The organism is Zhihengliuella salsuginis (assembly GCF_014651715.1).
Classification (GTDB): Bacteria; Actinomycetota; Actinomycetes; order Actinomycetales; family Micrococcaceae; genus Zhihengliuella; species Zhihengliuella salsuginis.
Window position 1 is genome coordinate 60,930 of record NZ_BMXK01000001.1, and the last position, 15,920, is coordinate 76,849.

The following is a 15,920-nucleotide window of genomic DNA, read 5'->3' on the forward strand; positions in this document are numbered from 1 at the left end:
CCGGCGACGTCCTGTGAAGCCCGCTGGCGGGAGACCGGCGTGAAGGAAGTCAGCCCCGGGGCGCGGCCGTGCTCTCGCGGACGACCAGTCGGGCGGGCACCAGCGAGGTGCCCGGCGGGTGCTCGCCGGTGCGCAGGTGATCGAGCACGCGGCTCACGCAGCGGCGGCCCACCTCGGCGAAATCCTGGTGGATCGTGGTCAGGGGCGGGGAGTAGGAGGGGGAGTCGGCGGTGTCGTCGAAGCCCACCACGCTCACGTCGCCCGGCACCTCGCGCCCGGCCTCGCGCAACGCCCGGTAGAGGCCCAGGGCCATCTGGTCGTTGGCGCAGAAGACGGCCGTGCACTCCTCGCGCCGCGCCAACTCCTGCCCGGCGGCGTACCCGGATTCGCCGCTCCAGTCCCCGCGGAGCAGGCCGGGCACCTCGCGCCCCGCCTCTTCCAGGGTGTGGCGCCAGGCCTGCACCCGCCGCTCCGCCGCGAACGAGTCCTCCGGCCCGGCCAGATGCCAGACGGTCCGGTGGCCCAGGTCCAGCAGGTGCCGGGTGGCACGCTGTGCGCCGTCGGCCTGGTCGGTATCAACCACGGTGTAGGCGTCGCCCGCATCGGAATCCACGACGACGACGGTCGGCACGCCCCGCGGCAACGTCACCTTGGCGCGATCGAGGAGGTGGACCTCCATGATGACGATGACCGCGTCGACGGCGAGCTCCTCGAGCCGCGTGAACGCGTTCTCGACGCCGCCGTGGGTCGGCAGGCCGACCGGGATGAGGGTGACCGCGTAGCCGGCTTCGGCCGCGGAGGTGGAGATGGCCTCGATAGTCCGCAGATTCCCCAGGGGGGCGAGGGAGAACGTGATGACGCCGATGGTGCGGAAGGAGCCGAGCTTGAGGGCGCGGGCAGCGCTGTTGGGGCGGTACCCCAGTTCGTCCATGGCCAAGTGGACCGCATGGCGGGTCTCCGGCAGAACGCCCGGGTAGCCGTTGGATACCCGGGACACGGTCTGCGAGGAGACCCCCGCGCGTTTCGCCACGTCGGCCATGGAGACGTGGCGCTTGTGGTGGCTTGCAGGGCGTCCCGAGGTCATGCGCTCCAGAGTACCCGGCCCCGAAAACAGTTGCGCAGGTCACATTCGCGCGTATGATGTTTACGTAAACATCAGTCGCATCCTTCGAGGCACGCGAAACTCCCCGCTCCAGAAACCGGAGGACCCATGGCATGAGCGTCACGTCATCGCAGATGCCCGCCGGGGCGGCAGCGCCCGCTACCCCGGATCCGGAACTCCCCGTCTCCCCACGTGCGGCTTCCACCAGAGGCCGATGGGCCGGCTGGTGGTTCCTGGGGCCCTTCATGCTGGTCTTCGTTCTGGTGTTCATCGCACCAGTTCTCTATTCGCTCTACCTGAGCCTCTTCCACACGCAGATGGTCGGCGGGACGCAGTTCGTCGGGTTCGACAACTACATCCGCGCGTTCAGCGATGGCGCGTTCTGGGCCGGGCTGCTGCGGGTGAGCGTGTTCCTGGTGATCCAGGTCCCGATCATGCTCGCGATCTCGCTTCTCGTCGCTCTCGCCGTCGACAGCGGCCGCCTCTACGGCCGGGACTTCTTCCGCATCTCGATCTTCATGCCCTACGCCGTCCCGGCCGTCGTCGCCAGCCTGATGTGGGGCTTCATGTACGGGACGCGCTTCGGCCTGGTGGGGAACCTGAACGACTTCTTCGGCTGGAACCTGCCGGACCTGCTGACGCCGGACTTCATCCTGCTGTCCATCGGCAACATCGTCACCTGGGAGTTCGTCGGCTACAACATGCTGATCTTCTACTCCGCCCTGCGCGTCATCCCGTCCTCGCTCTACGAGGCGGCGGCGATCGACGGCGCCGGCCAGTGGCGGGTCGTCGCCGCCATCAAGATCCCGGCGATCCGCGGCGCGCTGGTGGTCGCGACGATCTTCTCGATCATCGGGAGCTTCCAGCTCTTCAACGAGCCGGCGATCCTCCAGTCCCTGGCGCCGAACGCGATCTCGTCGTCGTTCACGCCCAACCTGTACGCGTACTCGCTCTCCTTCGCGGGACAGCAGCAGAACTACTCGGCGACCGTGGCCATCATCATGGGCCTGGTCACCATGGTCATCGCCTACGTGGTGCAGCTGCGCGGCATGAAGCAGGAGGCCTAGCCATGGCGCCCCCCACGCTCCGCGTCCCCGCTCCACGTCGAAGCAGGCTCTCGACGCCGTCGAATCCTCGGCGCAGCCCGCTGCTGACCGTCCTGACCGGAATCGTTCTGCTCTACTCACTGATCCCGCTTCTCTGGCTGCTGATCAACTCGACCAAGACCCAGGGCGATCTCTTCTCCACGTTCGGCCTGTGGTTCGGCAGGGAGTTCTCCCTGGTCGAGAACGTCTGGCGCACCCTGACCTACGACGACGGCATCTTCGTCCGCTGGCTCGGCAACACCCTGCTCTACGTCGTGGCCGGGGCCGGCGGCGCCACGTTGCTGGCCGTGCTCGGCGGATACGCGCTCGCCAAGTTCGACTTCCCGGGCAAGAAGGCGGTGTTCGCGGTCGTCATCGGCGCCGTCGCCGTTCCCGGCACCGCGCTGGCCGTCCCGACGTTCTGGATGTTCAGCGCCATGGAGCTGACCGACACCCCGTGGTCCGTCATCATCCCGTCGCTGATCTCCCCGTTCGGTCTGTACCTGATGTGGACCTTCGCGAGCCAGGCGATCCCGACAGACCTGATGGAGGCCGCGCGCATCGACGGCGCCGGAGAGTTCCGGACCTTCTTGCAGGTGTGCCTGCCGCTGCTGGCGCCGGGCACCGTCACGGTCATGCTCTTCACGATGGTCGCCACGTGGAACAACTACTTCCTGCCGCTGATCATGCTGCGCGACCCCGACTGGTACCCGCTCACGCTGGGGCTGAACCAGTGGAACTCGCAGGCCGGCACCGCCGGCGGCGACGCGATCTTCGACCTGGTGCTGACCGGATCGCTGCTCACGATCGTCCCCCTCATCATCGCGTTCCTCTTCCTGCAGCGCTTCTGGCAGTCCGGCCTGGCGGCCGGCGGCGTCAAGGAATAACACGTCTTCATCCCCGCGAACCACACCCTGTCAACGAGGAGAGAACCCCATGAGCACCAACCGCAGATTCCGCCGTCGTCTGGCCGCGGGCCTGTCCGTTGCCGCCGTCACGGCACTGGCCCTGAGCGCCTGTTCGTCAGGGGCGGACCCGGAGGCCGCCGCCGAGGAGGGCGGCGAACTGACCGTCTGGGCGTGGGACCCGACCATCGAGGACGTCGCCGCGGCCTACGAAGAGGAGAACCCGGCGGTGAGCGTCGAGGTCGTCAACGTGGGCACGGGCAACGACCACTACACCGCTCTGCAGAACGCGGTCAGTGCCGGCAGCGGCGGACCCGACCTCGCCCAGGTCGAGTACCAGGCCACCACCCAGTTCACTCTGGCCGAGGCCCTCGTCGACCTCACGGAATTCGGCGCAGACGAGCTCGACGGCACGTTCGCCCCCGGCCCGTGGGAAGGGGTCCGGTCGGGCGACGGCGTCTACGGCCTGCCGCTCGATTCCGGTCCCATGGCGCTGTTCTACAACCAGGCGGTGTTCGAGGAGCACGACATCGCGGTCCCGGAGACCTGGGAGGACTATGTGCAGGCCGGGCGCGACCTCCAGGCCGCCGATCCCGACGTGTACATCACCAACGACACGGGCGACGCCGGTCTGACGACGTCACTCATGTGGCAGGCCGGCGGCCACCCGTTCGACGTGGAGGAGACCACGGTCGGCGTCGACTTCACGGGCGAGGGCTCGCAGAAGTTCGTCGAGGCCTGGCAGCCGATGCTGGAGGAGGAGCTCATCGCCCCCATCAGCTCCTGGAGCGACGAGTGGTACCAGGGCCTCGGCGACGGCACGATCGCCTCGCTGGTCATCGGCGCGTGGATGCCCGGGAACCTCGAGGGCGGTGTCCCCGATGCCGCCGGCGACTGGCGTGTGGCCCCCATGCCGCAGTGGGGCGACTCCGGCTTCCAGACCGCTGAGCAGGGCGGCAGCGGCATGTCGGTCATGGCCGACAGCGAGCAGCAGGCCCTCGCCTACGACTTCCTGGAGTACGCCGCGGTGAACGGCGGCAAGGAGGTGCGCGTCGACGACGGCGTGTTCCCGGCCACCACCGCGGACCTCGAGAGCCCGGAGTTCCTGGAGCGCGAATACGAGTACTTCGGCGGCCAGCAGATCAACCAGGTGCTGTCCGAATCGTCCGCGGCCGTCGTCGAGGGCTGGGACTACCTGCCGTACCAGGTCTACGCGAACACGATCTTCAACGATTCGGTCGGCCAGGCCTATGTCGGCGGCACCTCCCTCGCCGACGGGCTCGCCGAGTGGCAGGACGCGCTGCTCGCCTACGGCGAGGACCAGGGCTTCACCCTCGAGTAGTCCCGCCGCGCCGGCGAGGGATCCCGTCGCCGGCGCGGCATGTGCGCCCGCCCGGCGGCCCGCGCCCCACCTACGAACACCCCAGGAGACCACCATGACCAGCCGCTGGCTGCGCCGCCCCGAAGGCACCCCCGAGAGACTGTCCTACGGGGCCGACTACAACCCCGAGCAGTGGCCGCGAGAGGTCTGGGACGAGGACGTGCGCCTCATGCGCGAGGCCGACGTCGACGTCGTGTCCCTGGCGATCTTCTCCTGGGCCCGCATCCAGCCCGCCGACGGGACCTGGGATTTCGAGTGGCTCGACGAGATCATGGACCTGCTCCACGCCAACGGCATCGGCGTCGACCTGGCCACCGCCACCGCCTCGCCGCCCCCGTGGCTGGCCGTGAAGCACCCGGAGATCCTGCCCGTGACCGCCGACGGCCGCACGCTCTGGCAGGGCGGGCGCCAGCACTGGCGCCCCACCTCGCCCGTCTTCCGCCGCTACGCGCTGGAACTCGTGGAGGCCCTCGCCCGCCGCTACCGGGACCACCCCGCGCTGGTGGCCTGGCACGTCAACAACGAGCTCGGCTGCCACAACGCCTACGACTACTCCGACGACGCCGCAGCCGCCTTCCGCAGGTGGCTGCGGGAGCGCTACGCCACGGTCGAGGCGCTCAACCACGCGTGGGGCACCGATTTCTGGTCGCAGCGCTACAGCGACTTCGAGCACGTGCTGCCCCCGCGGCTGGCGGCCTCCTACCCGAATCCCACCCAGCAGCTGGACTTCGCGCGCTTCAGTTCGGACGCGCTCAAAGACCACTTCGTCGCCGAGCGGGACCTGCTGCGCTCCGTGACGCCGGACGTGCCCGTGACCACCAACTTCATGGTCGTGGGCGACACCAGCTTCGCGGACTACGCGGACTTCGGCCGGGAGGTGGACTTCGTCTCCAACGACCACTACCGGCTGCCGGTGGACCACTCCCGCGACGAGCTCTCCTTCTCGGCGGCGTGGGTCTCCGGCGTCGCCTCCGGGGACCCGTGGTTCCTCATGGAGCACTCCACCAGCGCGGTCAACTGGCAGCCCGTCAACCGGCCCAAGCGGCCGGGGGAGCTGGAGCGCGACTCCCTGGCGCACGTGGCCCACGGCGCGGACGCCGTCTGCTATTTCCAGTGGCGCCAGTCGGCGGCCGGGGCCGAGAAATACCACTCGGCCATGGTTCCCCACGCCGGGCCGGACAGCCGCCTGTTCCGCGACGTCGTCGCCCTCGGGAAGCGCCTCGGCGAGCTGTCCGAGGTGGCCGGAAGCCGGCGCGCACCGGCGCGCGTGGCGATCCTCGTGGACTGGACCTCGTGGCGGGCCAGCGAACTCGATTCGCACCCCTCGGAGAATCTGCGCTACCGCGATGAGGCGTTCGACTGGTGGCTCGCGCTGGTCGACGCCGGCGTGCGCGCCGACGTCGTGCACGCCGGACAGGATTTCAGCGGGTACGACGTCGTGATCGCCCCCGTGCTCTACAGCGTTCCGGACGCGCTCGCCGAGGAGCTCGCCGCCTACGCGGCCGGCGGCGGGCACCTCGTCACCACCTACTTCTCGGGCATCGTCGACCAGGACGACCGCGTCCGGCTCGGCGGGTACCCGGGCGTGCTGCGCGAGCTGCTCGGCATCCGCGTGGAGGAGTTCCGCCCGCTGCACCCGCAGGAGACGGTCGACGTCGTCGGCCGCGCGGGTGCCGACGTCTCCGGTGCCGGCGACCTCTGGAGCGAGGTGGTCGACCTGGTCGACGACGCCACCGGGGTCGTCGCCGCCTTTGCCGGCGACGAAGAGCTCGACGGCCGCCCGGCGGTGACCCGTCGGGCGGCCGGCGCCGGCAGCGCGAGCTACGTTGCGACCAGACTGGACGCGCCGTCCCGGGCGGGCGTGCTGGCCGAACTGCTGGCACGCGCCGGCGTCGAGCCGGAGCTGCCCGAGCACCTGCGCGGCGCCGTCGAGGTCGTCGTCCGGCGCGGCGGCGACGCCGAGTACGCGTTCTACATCAACCGTACGGACGAGCCGCTGGACCTGACCGGAGTCGACGGCGATCCCGTCGGCGCGGGCCGCGGCTCCGTACTGGCAGCACGCGGGGTGGAGGTGCGCCGACGGGCCTAGGGCGTGTCTGACAAAGGTGCGGTCGTTTGGCTGAGAGCCTGGGATCGTGTCGCGTTTTCAGATGCTTTCGGATGCTCAGTGGTCGTTGATTGAGTCGATGTTGCCGCGCCCAACGGGGCGGCCGGGGCATCGGCTCGCGCTCGACGCTGATCGTCCGCTACGTGTCGCGCAGCCACGCCTCCGCATGATCACCTCACGTGATGTTGTTTGATGGGTCGATGAGCATTCTCGACCCGACCCAGGACGTCGTCGTCTGCGGTCCCGCCTCCTGGAACCACCTGATCAGCCTGGGTCGCCTGCCCGAACCGGTTCCGCACATGCAGTTCGCCGAGCGTTCCTGGCACACCGTCGGCGGCACGTCCGCGGGCAAGGCGGCGCATCTCGCCGGGCTCGGCATTCCCACCATGCTCCACGCGCCCCTCGGCCGCGACAAAGACGGCGAGCGCATCGCCGCGCGCCTACACGCTGCCGGTGTCGATCTGCGAGCGGTGGCGAGCGACCGCACCGAGAAGCACGTGAGTCTCATGGCGCGGGACGGGCGGGTCTCGCTGTACGTCGCGACCCCGTCGGCCCCGTCGGCCGATGACGTATCCTCCGCCGTATCCTCCGCGCTCGCGGCTGACGTCGCCGTGCTGGACTTGTCGGAGCTGGGGCACGCCGTGCTCCGGGACCTCGAGCACTCCCCGCACTGCCCCAGCATTTGGACCGACCTGCACGACTACGACGGCTCCGCAGCTTTCCACGAGCCCTTCCTGCGCGCCGCCGAGGTCGTCCTCATGAACGCAGATGCGACTGACGACGCCTGGGCGCTGCTCGCCTCCTGCGTCGCGCGCGGTCCGCGCCTCGCGGTCTGCACCCTCGGCGCGCAGGGCGCGATCGCCCTCGAGGCCGACGGAACGCGCCACGAGGTCGCGGCTGTGCCGGCCGAGGTCGTGGACACCAACGGCGCCGGAGACGCCTTCATGGCCGGTCTGCTGGCGGCCACCCTGCAGGGAGCGGACATCGACTCCGCGCTCTCCGCAGCGGCTGAGCAGGCGCGGGTTGCGATCGAGGGCGAGCACCTGCATCCCGCGCTACGGGCCGGGGGATGATTTCTCCGCCACATCTGCAGGTCGCGGGAATATGACGACGGCGCGCGCCGCGGTCCTCGTGTTGGTCCTGCTCCTGTCCGTGGCGATCGCGTCGTGCTCCGCGGCCGCGCGGGCACTTGCGACCATGCCCATGGCCCTCCTCACAGCCGCGGTGATGCTTGCGGTTGCGCTCGACGAGCCGTTCCTCGTGCGCGACGCCGAGACACGCGCACAGAAGCGCAGCGCGCGATGAACGTCTGGCGCGTACCGCTACTGGTCGTCACTCAGCAGACGACGGTGACCCGTCAATCAGCGTCGACGCGCGTCACGACGGAGCGCTCGCCCGTCGGCAGAACGCGCACGTCGGTCTGCGGCGCGAGCCGCGCGGCCGCGCGCCGGAAGTTCTCCGGATCGCGGTCCTTCTTCGTGAGGAGTCTGTCGCCCCAGGCGCCGCGGCTCACGCGGCGGCAGACCCGTCGAACTCGACGCCGCCGACTACCGGAACCGGAACGTCATCGAGCGCGGCTACTGCCGCATCAAGCAATGGCGAGGCCTCGCCACCCGCTACGACAAACACGCCGTGATCTACCGCGCCGCCATCGTCCTCAACACCGTCATCGCCTGGACCAAAACATTGTCAGACACACCCTAGGCGCCGATGCGGCGGCCGCTCCACTCCGGGACGGCCGCCGGCAGCGCCTCGATCCGCTCCGCGATCGCGGCGGGGAAGGGCGCGGCCCCGCTCCCGTCCACGTGCAGTGCCATGATCTCCTCGGTGGCCACGAGCTCGCCTCCGACGTGCATCTCGTAGGCCAGGTGCAGCTTCTTCGCACCCGAGGCGACCACGCGGGGCGTCACCTGCAGCGTCGCTCCGCGCGGCACCTCGCGCAGGTACCGCACATGGGCCTCCACGGTGTAGAGGGAGCAGCCGGTCGCCGCGCGGTAGTCGGCGTCGAGCCCCAGGTCCACCATGATCCGGTCCGTGGTGAACCCGAAGACCAGGACGTAGTAGGCCTCCGACAGGTGGCCGTTGTAGTCGATCCACTCCTCGGCGACCTCGGTCGTGTACGGCCTCAGCGCCGCATCCGCGGCGCTCACGGCTGCGGCACCGGGGTGGCCGCGCGGAGCCCCGCCGTGAGCCTGCGCAGCGCCACGATGCCTGCGTCGCGTTCGGCGACCAGGTCGGCGATCGTGTGCTTTCCGGTGGCCTCCTCGCACCCGGCGACGACGGCGTCGCGCAGCTCGCGGGTGAGCTCCGGCGCGGTCAGCCGGGTCCACGGCGACTTCAGCGACGGGCCGAAGTGGTCCAGCATGTGGCCCATGCCGCCGGGGCCGCCGGCGAGGTGGAACGTGAGCATCGGCCCCTGGAACGGCCAGCGCAGCCCCGGGCCGTCGGTGATGGAGCGGTCGATCTGCTCGACCGTCGCCTCGCCGTTCTCGACCATGTGCAGCGCCTCCCGCCACAGGGCCTCCTGCAGGCGGTTCGCGATGAAGCCGGGGACCTCGCGGTCCATGTGGATCACCGACTTGCCGATCCGCGTGTAGAAGTCGGCGGCCCAGGCCACCGCCGCGGCGGCCGTCCGGTCGCCGCCGACGACCTCGACCAGCGGGATCAGGTACGGCGGGTTGAAGGGGTGCCCGACGACGAAGCGCTCCGGGTGCCCGGCGACGTCCACCGCCATCTCCGTCATGCTGTACCCCGACGTCGAGGAGCCGATGACGACGCCGGGTGCGCACACGGCGTCGAGGTCTGCGAAGAGCCGGCGCTTGAGGGCCAGATCCTCTGGGGCGGACTCCTGGACGAAGTCCACGCCGTCCACCGCCTCGGCCAGGTCCGTGTGCACGCTCCAGGCTTCCTTGTCGGCGCCGTCGAGCATGTCGAGCTCGGCCAGGGCCGGCCACGCGGCGTCGATCAGCTGCGCGAGGCGGACGCCGGCGTCTGCGGCCGGGTCCCACACCTTGACGCGGTAGCCGCGGGCGAGGAAGTAGCCGGCCCAGCCCCCGCCGATGGTGCCGGCGCCGATGCAGGCGACGGTGCGGACGTCGTCGATTGCGGGGTGCTGGTTCACAGTCGTACTCCTTCGTGCGGCACCTGGACGTCGAGCTTGAGGATCTCGCGCGCCTCGTCGGGGGTGGCGACCTCGGCGCCGAGGTCCTCGATGATGGACACGGCCCGCTCGGTCAGGCCCGCGTTCGTGGCCTTGACCCCCTTGGAGAGGTAGAGGTTGTCCTCGAGGCCCACGCGGGCGTGCCCGCCGGCCAGCACGGACTGCGCGACCCACGGCAGCTGGTTGCGGCCGATCGAGAAGGACGTGAACTCGGCGCCGGCGGGGAGCATGTTCACCATGGCCTGCAGCAGCGCCGGATCGGCGGGCGCGCCGTAGGGGATGCCCATGCACAGCTGGTAGAGGGGCGGCGGGTCGATCAGGCCCTCCTCGACGAGCACGTTCGCGAACCAGAGGTTTCCGGTGTCGAAGATCTCCAGCTCGGGGCGCACCCCGAGGGTCTGGATCCGCTTCGATCCCTCGCGCAGCATGTCCGGGGTCGAGACGTAGAGGTTGGAGCCGTCGCCGAAGTTGAGCGATCCGCAGTCCAGGGTGCAGATCTCCGGCAGCAGCTCCTCGACGTGGGGCAGGCGGTCGAGCGCGTTGACCAGGTCGGTGCCCGGCATCTGCGTGGTCGGGTCCTGCGGGTCGATGACCAGGTCGCCGCCCATGCCGGCCGTCAGGTTGATGACCGGGTCGACGTCGGACTCCCGGATCAGCCGGACTGCCTCGCGGTAGTGGGCGACCTCGCGCGAGGACTGCTTCGTCTCGAGGTCGCGCACGTGGATGTGCACGACAGAGGCGCCGGCGCGGGCCGCGGCGATGGCGTCCGCGGCGATCTCCTCCGGGGTGACGGGCACGTGCTCGCTCTTGCCGGCGGTGTCCCCCGCGCCCGTGAGGGCGCAGGTGAGGATGACTTTGCGATTCATCTTGACTCCCTGTCAGGTGGTGTCGTGGTCGGTTCCGGGGTCTATCCGGCGCGGTTGAGGACCGCGCGGTCGAGGTAGTCGGAGATCCGCCGGCGCAGTGTCTTCGCGTCGAGGATTCCGGTCATGAGCTTGATGCCGAGGCCGTCGAGCAGGGAGGTCAGCTCGTCCGTCATCGCGTCCGCGTCGCCCGGCCGGAACCGGCCCTGCTCCTGCCCCTCGGCGATGGTCGAGCGGACCGTGGCCGACCAGCGGCGGTAGCTGCTGACGTAGTCCTCGTTGCCCGGCTCCTCGAGGGCCAGGCGGCTCCACGTCTGCAGCCAGATGGACCACTCCAGCCGCGCGGTCCGCCCGATGGGCGACTGCAGCTCCAGCAGGCGGGTCAGCCGGTCCCGGGGATCGGCGATGTCCGACAGCCACGCGATCTGGCGGTCGAACGCCAGCTTCACCGAGTAGCTCAGCGCCGCCGAGAACAGCTCCTGTTTGCCCGCGAAGTAGTAGTGCACGCTGGCGCTGGAGACGCCGGCCTCCTCGGCGATGTCGGCGATCCGCACCGCGTCGAAGCCCCGGCTCGCGAACAGCGTCCAGGCCGCTTCCACGACCATGCGCCGCCGCATCGCCACCTCGCCGGACGCCGGCGGGGCGGCCGCCGCGGCGGGCCGGGGCGGCGTCGCCGACACGTGGGACTGCTCGCCGAGCAGCCACTTGACGGTCACGCCGGTCGCGGTGGCGAGGGCCAGCAGCTCCTCCGCGTTGAACCTCCGCTGCCCGGAGAGGGACTTCGACAGCTTCGTCTCGTCGAGGCCCATCTGCGCGGCGACGCTGCGCTGGGAGTGGCCGCCCGAGTGGATGGCCTCCTTGGCGCGTTCGCCGACGCGCGGTGGTCCGGATATCTCGCTCATGCGGGAAACGCTACGCGCAACTTGCGTATACCGCAAGGCGTCCTGATGATGAGTCAGTCAAACTTGCGCAAGTTCTGCCGAACGTCCGTAGAGGCCCCGCCGGGGCGGCGGTAGGCTGTGAGAGTCGCACGTGAGGTGCGGCGCAGCACCCGTCGAAAGGCATGGCAGCCATGGTCTCCGAGCAGATTCCGCAGCAGGGCCCCGGCCCGGGATCCGGCCCGCCGCCTGCCGGCCGGAGCATGCCCGAGCCCCCGGCCCAGGCGCCGCAGGTTCCGGGCGCCACACACGTCTCCGAGGCCGCCGTCGCGCGCGTCGCCGCCGCGGCCGCGCGCGCGATCGACGGCGTCCACTCCCTCGGCACCGGAGCCGGGCGCGCGCTCGGTGCGCTGCGCGGGCGGGTCTCTGGAGCGCAGCACGAATCCACGGTCGGTGTCAGCGCGGAAGTCGGGCGCGAGGAGGTCGCCGTCGACCTCACCCTCATCGCCGACTACGGGCGCCCCCTGCACGCCATCGCCGCCGACGTCCGGACCGCCGTCTTCGCCTCCGTCGAGGAGCTCACCGGCCTGCGCGTCATCGAGGTCAACATCGAGATCGGCGACATCCACGTCCCCACCGCGAGCGGCTCCAGCCCGGCGACAGGGGCCATCCCGGCCGTGCCCGCAGCGGCCCGGCCGCCGGCACCCGGAACGCCGCCGGCCGGCGCTGAACCCGCGGACCCGACAACACCAGATGGAGAACGCGCATGAACTACATGCAACTTTCCCCCGTCGCCCTGAGCCTGCTCCTCGCGGCCGCCCTCGGCTGGGCGGCCCTCGAGCACGGTGCTGCCGGCTTCATCCTGATGGGCGTCTTCCTCGCCATCGGGCTGGTCATCGGCCGCATGGTGGACGGGCGGATCGACGCCCGCAAGTTCTGGGATCTGCTGACGGGACGGCGGTCGTCCTCGTGACCGCCCCCTCCGACCTGCCCGGCCACACGCGCGTCAGCACCCAGGCGCTCGCCAGCGCGGCCCGGGTCATCGCCGCCGACCTCTTCGCCGTGCCCGCGGCCCGCATCCACGTGGACCTCGACGACGACTACGGGAACCTCTCTATCGCCCTGAGCCTCCCGCTGCCGCTGGCGCCGCCCGCAACGACGCCCGCAGCGAGCGTGTGGGACCGCGCGGTCACCGTGCGCGACGACGTGCGCCTCCAGTTCGTGCGCCTCACGGGATCGCAGGTCAGCCGGGTCGACGTACGCGTGACCGGCGTCGTCCTGGAGCACTCCGGTGACGGGCGGCCGGCCGGGCGGAGGGTCGCATGAGCCGGTTCGAACCCCGCGACGCCGAGCGGGAGCGCTACTTCATCCAGCGGCGGCAGACGCATTCGGCCCGGTCGTTCGCGTCGATCGTCGCCGCCGTGCTCGTGGCGCTGATCTGCCTCTACTTCATGTTCGAGGCCGCACTGAAGTCGATCGGCCAGGACGTCTGGCTCAAGTCGCCGGGCCAGTGGTGGTCCTGGATCGCCGCGCTGCCGGGCGATGCCGGCGCCGGGCTGGTCGGCGCCGGGTCCCTGGTCCTGCTGCTGCTCGGGTTGTTCTTCGTGCTCCAGGGCCTGCTGCCCGGCCGCAAGGCGCGCCGCGCCATCGAGAACGACCGCGCGATCGTCATCATCGACCACGAGGTCCTCGCCTCGACCCTCGCCCGCCGGGCCCGCACCGAGGCCAACGTCAGCCCCGAACAGGTGATGGTCGCCGTCGCGCACGCCCACGTGGACGTGCAGGTCCGCCCGACCTCCGGCATCCCGGTCGACGCCGACGCCATCCGCGCCGCCGTCGCCGACGAGCTCGCCGAGAACCTCATTGACCCCGTTCCGCCCGTGACCGTCCGCGTCGCCGACACCGGCGTCGTCGGGCAGTAGAAGGAGCGCCGCATGAACCAGACACCCCGCGGACTGAACCGGACCCTGCTGATCCTGATCGGCGTGCTGTTCGCGCTCACGGGACTGCACGGCCTCCTCCTCGTCGCGCTGCCCGCGTACGCCGGCGGGTGGCACGAGGTCGCACTCGACGTCACGGCCGGCGTCGAGTCCGTGCTGGCCGCCACCACGCTGCCCGGCCAGCGGGACTCGTGGCTGTGGATCGTCGTCGCCCTCGTCCTGATCGCCGTGGTCCTGCTCCTGGCCGGCTGGATCTCCGTGCAGGGGCGGGGGCGCACCGGCGTCTTCGCCCGCGGCGAGGACCCCGCCGCCCGGTACGACGGCGTCAGCACGCCCGGCGCGGTCTCCCTCAGCGCCGCCGTGCCCGAGCAGGTGATGAGGGCCGCGCTGGCCGGCCGCAGCGACCTGGTGTCGGTCTCGGTGTCGACGTGGGAGCCGGTCGCGTTCGGGCGGGACGACGACGCGGCGTGGCGCGGCGACGGCGCCGGCCTGCAGATCAAGGTCCAGCCGCGGCTCGGGGCGGGCCCGCGGCGCATCGCCGAGGACATCGCCGAGTCCGTGCGGCAGATGGACCGCGCCCTCGGCCAGCAGGGGCCGGTCGTGATCCACCTGGCCTCCGGCGCGCGCACGCGCATGTCGCGGGCCGAACGCGTGCGCTGACGCGCGTGGCGGCTGCCGGCCGGAAACGCAGGAGGCCGCCCACCGGAACCGGTGGGCGGCCTCCTGCGCGTCGGGGTCAGGCCGTGAGCCAGACCGCCGCGTTGGGCGCCAGGGTCTCCGCGCCGCCCCTGTTGGAGAGGGCCTGCTCCTCGCTGACGACGAGGACGCCCGCGCCGTCGGGGAGCTCGAACGGCTCACCCGACAGGTTGGCGAGGACCTGGACCTTGCCGTTGCGGTAGGCCAGGATGCCGCGGGCGGGGTCGTTCGCCTCCGTCCACTCGATCGATCCGGAGCCCAGACCGAGCTGGGACCGCAGCGAGATGGCCTGGCGGTAGAGCTCGAAGGTCGAGCCCTCGACGTCCACCTGCTCGTCGGCGGCGTAGCGGGCGAAGCTCTCCGGCTGCGGCAGCCACGGTTCGCCGTCCGGGTTGTCACCCGAGAAGCCGTAGGCCGGCGCGTCCGCCTCCCACGGGATCGGGACCCGGCAGCCGTCGCGACCGCGCTCGGCGCCCTCGGTGCGGAAGAAGCTCGGGTCCTGGCGGACCTCGTTCGGCAGCGTGGTGTGCTCCGGCAGGCCCAGCTCGTCGCCCTGGTAGACGTACGCCGAACCCGGCAGCCCGAACATGATGAGCGACGCCGCGCGGCCGCGGGCCAGCCCGAGCTCCTCGTCCGGCTGCTCGTCGTCCGCGGAGATGCCCTTCGGGAACGACGTCGGATCGGCGAGCCCGTAGCGGGAGCTGTGGCGGACGGTGTCGTGATTCGAGAGGACCCACGTGGCCGGGGCGTTCACGGCCGAGGCCTCGTGCAGGGTCTCGACGACGTTCCCGTGGATTCGGGCCGCGTCCCAGCCGGCCAGCAGGAAGCCGAAGTTGAACGCCTGCTGCATCTCGTCGTCGCGCACGTAGCGGAAGATGCGGCTCATCGGCTCGACCCAGGCCTCCGCGACCAGCATTCGGTCGCCGTCGTAGCCCTTCAGGACCTTGTGCCAGGCCCGGTAGATGTCGTGCACGCCCTCCTGGTCGAAATACGGGGGAGCGTTGTCGCCGGACGGGGCCATATTGCCCTCGGCCGCTTCGCCGTCGATCTCGACGGATTCGTTGCCGGCGACCATCGCGACCTTCGCCGACCAGTCCGGCAGGCCCTCGGCCTTGACCATGCCGTGGGCGACGTCCACGCGGAAGCCGTCGACGCCGCGGTCGAGCCAGAAGCGCAGCACGTCCTCCATCTCGGCGCGGACTTCCGCGTTCTCCCAGTTCAGGTCCGGCTGCTTGGTGTCGAAGAGGTGGAGGTACCACTGGCCCAGGGCGCCGTCGGTGTTCGGAACGCGGGTCCAGGCCGGCCCGCCGAACAGCGACTGCCAGTTGTTCGGCGGCTCCTCGCCGTTCTCGCCCTTGCCGTCCCGGAAGATGTAGCGGTCGCGCTCGGACGAGCCCGGGGCGGCCACGAGCGCCGCCTTGAACCACTCGTGCTCGTCGGAGGTGTGGTTGGGGACGAGGTCGACGATGATCTTCAGGCCCAGCTCGTGGGCCTCGTTGAGCATCTCGTCGAAGTCGGCGAGCGAGCCGAAGAGCGGGTCGACGTTCCGGTAGTCGGCGACGTCGTAGCCGGCGTCGGCCTGCGGGGACGTGTAGAAGGGGGAGAGCCAGACGGCGTTCACGCCGAGGTCGGCCAGGTAGTTGAGGCGCTCGGTGACGCCGACCAGGTCGCCCATGCCGTCGCCGTTCCCGTCGGCGAAGGAGCGGGGGTACACCTGGTAGATGACCGCATCGGCCCACCAGGGGGAGTCGGCGTTGTCGGCTTCGGCTGGGGTGGATGCGGGCACGGAATTCATGGTGTTTC

At 70.9% G+C, this 15,920-nt stretch carries 18 protein-coding genes and 1 pseudogene; 12 read left to right on the plus strand and 7 right to left on the minus strand.

Features of this window, described 5'->3' with window-relative positions; translation table 11 throughout:
- Positions 1-49 precede the first annotated feature (49 nt).
- Positions 50-1,084 carry a LacI family DNA-binding transcriptional regulator gene (locus IE069_RS00290; RefSeq protein ID WP_229790845.1) on the minus strand — a complete coding sequence of 345 codons (1,035 nt, stop codon included), beginning with the start codon at positions 1,082-1,084 and terminating at the stop codon, positions 50-52.
- 131 nt (positions 1,085-1,215) lie between these two features.
- On the opposite strand from IE069_RS00290, the gene IE069_RS00295 reads away from it, so the two are divergent.
- The 6 genes from IE069_RS00295 to IE069_RS00320 all read left to right on the plus strand — a co-directional run bounded on the left by IE069_RS00295 (position 1,216) and on the right by IE069_RS00320 (position 7,885).
- Positions 1,216-2,169 (plus strand): carbohydrate ABC transporter permease, encoded by a 954-nt coding sequence (locus IE069_RS00295; RefSeq protein ID WP_229790846.1) that lies wholly within the window; start codon positions 1,216-1,218, stop codon positions 2,167-2,169.
- 2 nt (positions 2,170-2,171) lie between these two features.
- Positions 2,172-3,074, plus strand: coding sequence for a carbohydrate ABC transporter permease (locus tag IE069_RS00300; protein ID WP_189348113.1), 903 nt, complete (start codon positions 2,172-2,174; stop codon positions 3,072-3,074).
- 49 nt (positions 3,075-3,123) lie between these two features.
- Positions 3,124-4,434 carry an ABC transporter substrate-binding protein gene (locus IE069_RS00305; RefSeq protein WP_189348114.1) on the plus strand — a complete coding sequence of 437 codons (1,311 nt, stop codon included), beginning with the start codon at positions 3,124-3,126 and terminating at the stop codon, positions 4,432-4,434.
- A 94-nt stretch (positions 4,435-4,528) separates the two neighbouring features.
- Positions 4,529-6,562, plus strand: coding sequence for a beta-galactosidase (locus tag IE069_RS00310; protein ID WP_189348115.1), 2,034 nt, complete (start codon positions 4,529-4,531; stop codon positions 6,560-6,562).
- Positions 6,563-6,780: 218 nt separating this feature from the next.
- Positions 6,781-7,653: a carbohydrate kinase family protein gene (locus IE069_RS00315; protein ID WP_189348116.1), complete on the plus strand. Its 873-nt coding sequence runs from the start codon at positions 6,781-6,783 to the stop codon at positions 7,651-7,653.
- A gap of 31 nt (positions 7,654-7,684) precedes the next feature.
- Positions 7,685-7,885 carry a hypothetical protein gene (locus IE069_RS00320; RefSeq protein WP_189348117.1) on the plus strand — a complete coding sequence of 67 codons (201 nt, stop codon included), beginning with the start codon at positions 7,685-7,687 and terminating at the stop codon, positions 7,883-7,885.
- A 52-nt stretch (positions 7,886-7,937) separates the two neighbouring features.
- On the opposite strand, the gene IE069_RS00325 is transcribed toward IE069_RS00320, so the two are convergent.
- Positions 7,938-8,093: a hypothetical protein gene (locus IE069_RS00325; protein ID WP_189348118.1), complete on the minus strand. Its 156-nt coding sequence runs from the start codon at positions 8,091-8,093 to the stop codon at positions 7,938-7,940.
- On the opposite strand from IE069_RS00325, the pseudogene IE069_RS00330 reads away from it, so the two are divergent.
- A pseudogene (locus IE069_RS00330) lies at positions 8,078-8,284 on the plus strand (transposase); the annotation flags it as partial. The gene IE069_RS00325 and the pseudogene IE069_RS00330 overlap by 16 nt on opposite strands.
- Here the strand turns inward: IE069_RS00330 and IE069_RS00335 are convergent.
- Genes IE069_RS00335 through IE069_RS00350 form a run of 4 tightly spaced genes read right to left on the minus strand, consistent with a single transcriptional unit; the run spans position 8,281 to position 11,505 of the window.
- On the minus strand, positions 8,281-8,730 hold the full coding sequence (locus IE069_RS00335; RefSeq protein WP_189348119.1) for a thioesterase family protein: 450 nt from the start codon (positions 8,728-8,730) through the stop codon (positions 8,281-8,283). The pseudogene IE069_RS00330 and the gene IE069_RS00335 sit on opposite strands and share 4 nt — an antisense overlap.
- Complete coding sequence (locus tag IE069_RS00340; protein WP_189348120.1) at positions 8,727-9,701, minus strand: 3-hydroxyacyl-CoA dehydrogenase NAD-binding domain-containing protein; 975 nt, start codon at positions 9,699-9,701, stop codon at positions 8,727-8,729. The genes IE069_RS00335 and IE069_RS00340 overlap by 4 nt, the downstream gene beginning before the upstream one ends.
- Complete coding sequence (locus tag IE069_RS00345) at positions 9,698-10,606, minus strand: beta-keto acid cleavage family enzyme (RefSeq protein ID WP_189348121.1); 909 nt, start codon at positions 10,604-10,606, stop codon at positions 9,698-9,700. The genes IE069_RS00340 and IE069_RS00345 overlap by 4 nt, the downstream gene beginning before the upstream one ends.
- A 41-nt stretch (positions 10,607-10,647) precedes the next feature.
- Entirely contained in the window at positions 10,648-11,505 is an 858-nt protein-coding gene (locus tag IE069_RS00350; RefSeq protein WP_189348122.1) for a TetR/AcrR family transcriptional regulator, read from the minus strand.
- A 170-nt stretch (positions 11,506-11,675) separates the two neighbouring features.
- Here IE069_RS00350 and IE069_RS00355 point away from each other — a divergent pair, with 170 nt between their 5' ends.
- Genes IE069_RS00355 through IE069_RS00375 form a run of 5 tightly spaced genes read left to right on the plus strand, consistent with a single transcriptional unit; the run spans position 11,676 to position 14,081 of the window.
- Positions 11,676-12,251 carry an Asp23/Gls24 family envelope stress response protein gene (locus IE069_RS00355; RefSeq protein ID WP_229790847.1) on the plus strand — a complete coding sequence of 192 codons (576 nt, stop codon included), beginning with the start codon at positions 11,676-11,678 and terminating at the stop codon, positions 12,249-12,251.
- Positions 12,248-12,454: a hypothetical protein gene (locus IE069_RS00360; protein ID WP_229790848.1), complete on the plus strand. Its 207-nt coding sequence runs from the start codon at positions 12,248-12,250 to the stop codon at positions 12,452-12,454. The genes IE069_RS00355 and IE069_RS00360 overlap by 4 nt, the downstream gene beginning before the upstream one ends.
- Positions 12,451-12,807 carry a hypothetical protein gene (locus IE069_RS00365; RefSeq protein WP_189348123.1) on the plus strand — a complete coding sequence of 119 codons (357 nt, stop codon included), beginning with the start codon at positions 12,451-12,453 and terminating at the stop codon, positions 12,805-12,807. The genes IE069_RS00360 and IE069_RS00365 overlap by 4 nt, the downstream gene beginning before the upstream one ends.
- Positions 12,804-13,403 (plus strand): Asp23/Gls24 family envelope stress response protein, encoded by a 600-nt coding sequence (locus IE069_RS00370; protein WP_189348124.1) that lies wholly within the window; start codon positions 12,804-12,806, stop codon positions 13,401-13,403. Before IE069_RS00365 ends, IE069_RS00370 begins: the two co-directional genes overlap by 4 nt.
- 12 nt (positions 13,404-13,415) lie before the next feature.
- The gene (locus tag IE069_RS00375) at positions 13,416-14,081 is read left to right on the plus strand and encodes a protein-tyrosine phosphatase family protein (RefSeq protein WP_189348125.1); all 666 of its coding nucleotides are present in this window, start codon (positions 13,416-13,418) and stop codon (positions 14,079-14,081) included.
- Positions 14,082-14,157: 76 nt separating this feature from the next.
- On the opposite strand, the gene IE069_RS00380 is transcribed toward IE069_RS00375, so the two are convergent.
- Positions 14,158-15,912 carry a glycoside hydrolase family 13 protein gene (locus IE069_RS00380; protein WP_189348126.1) on the minus strand — a complete coding sequence of 585 codons (1,755 nt, stop codon included), beginning with the start codon at positions 15,910-15,912 and terminating at the stop codon, positions 14,158-14,160.
- Positions 15,913-15,920 lie beyond the last annotated feature (8 nt).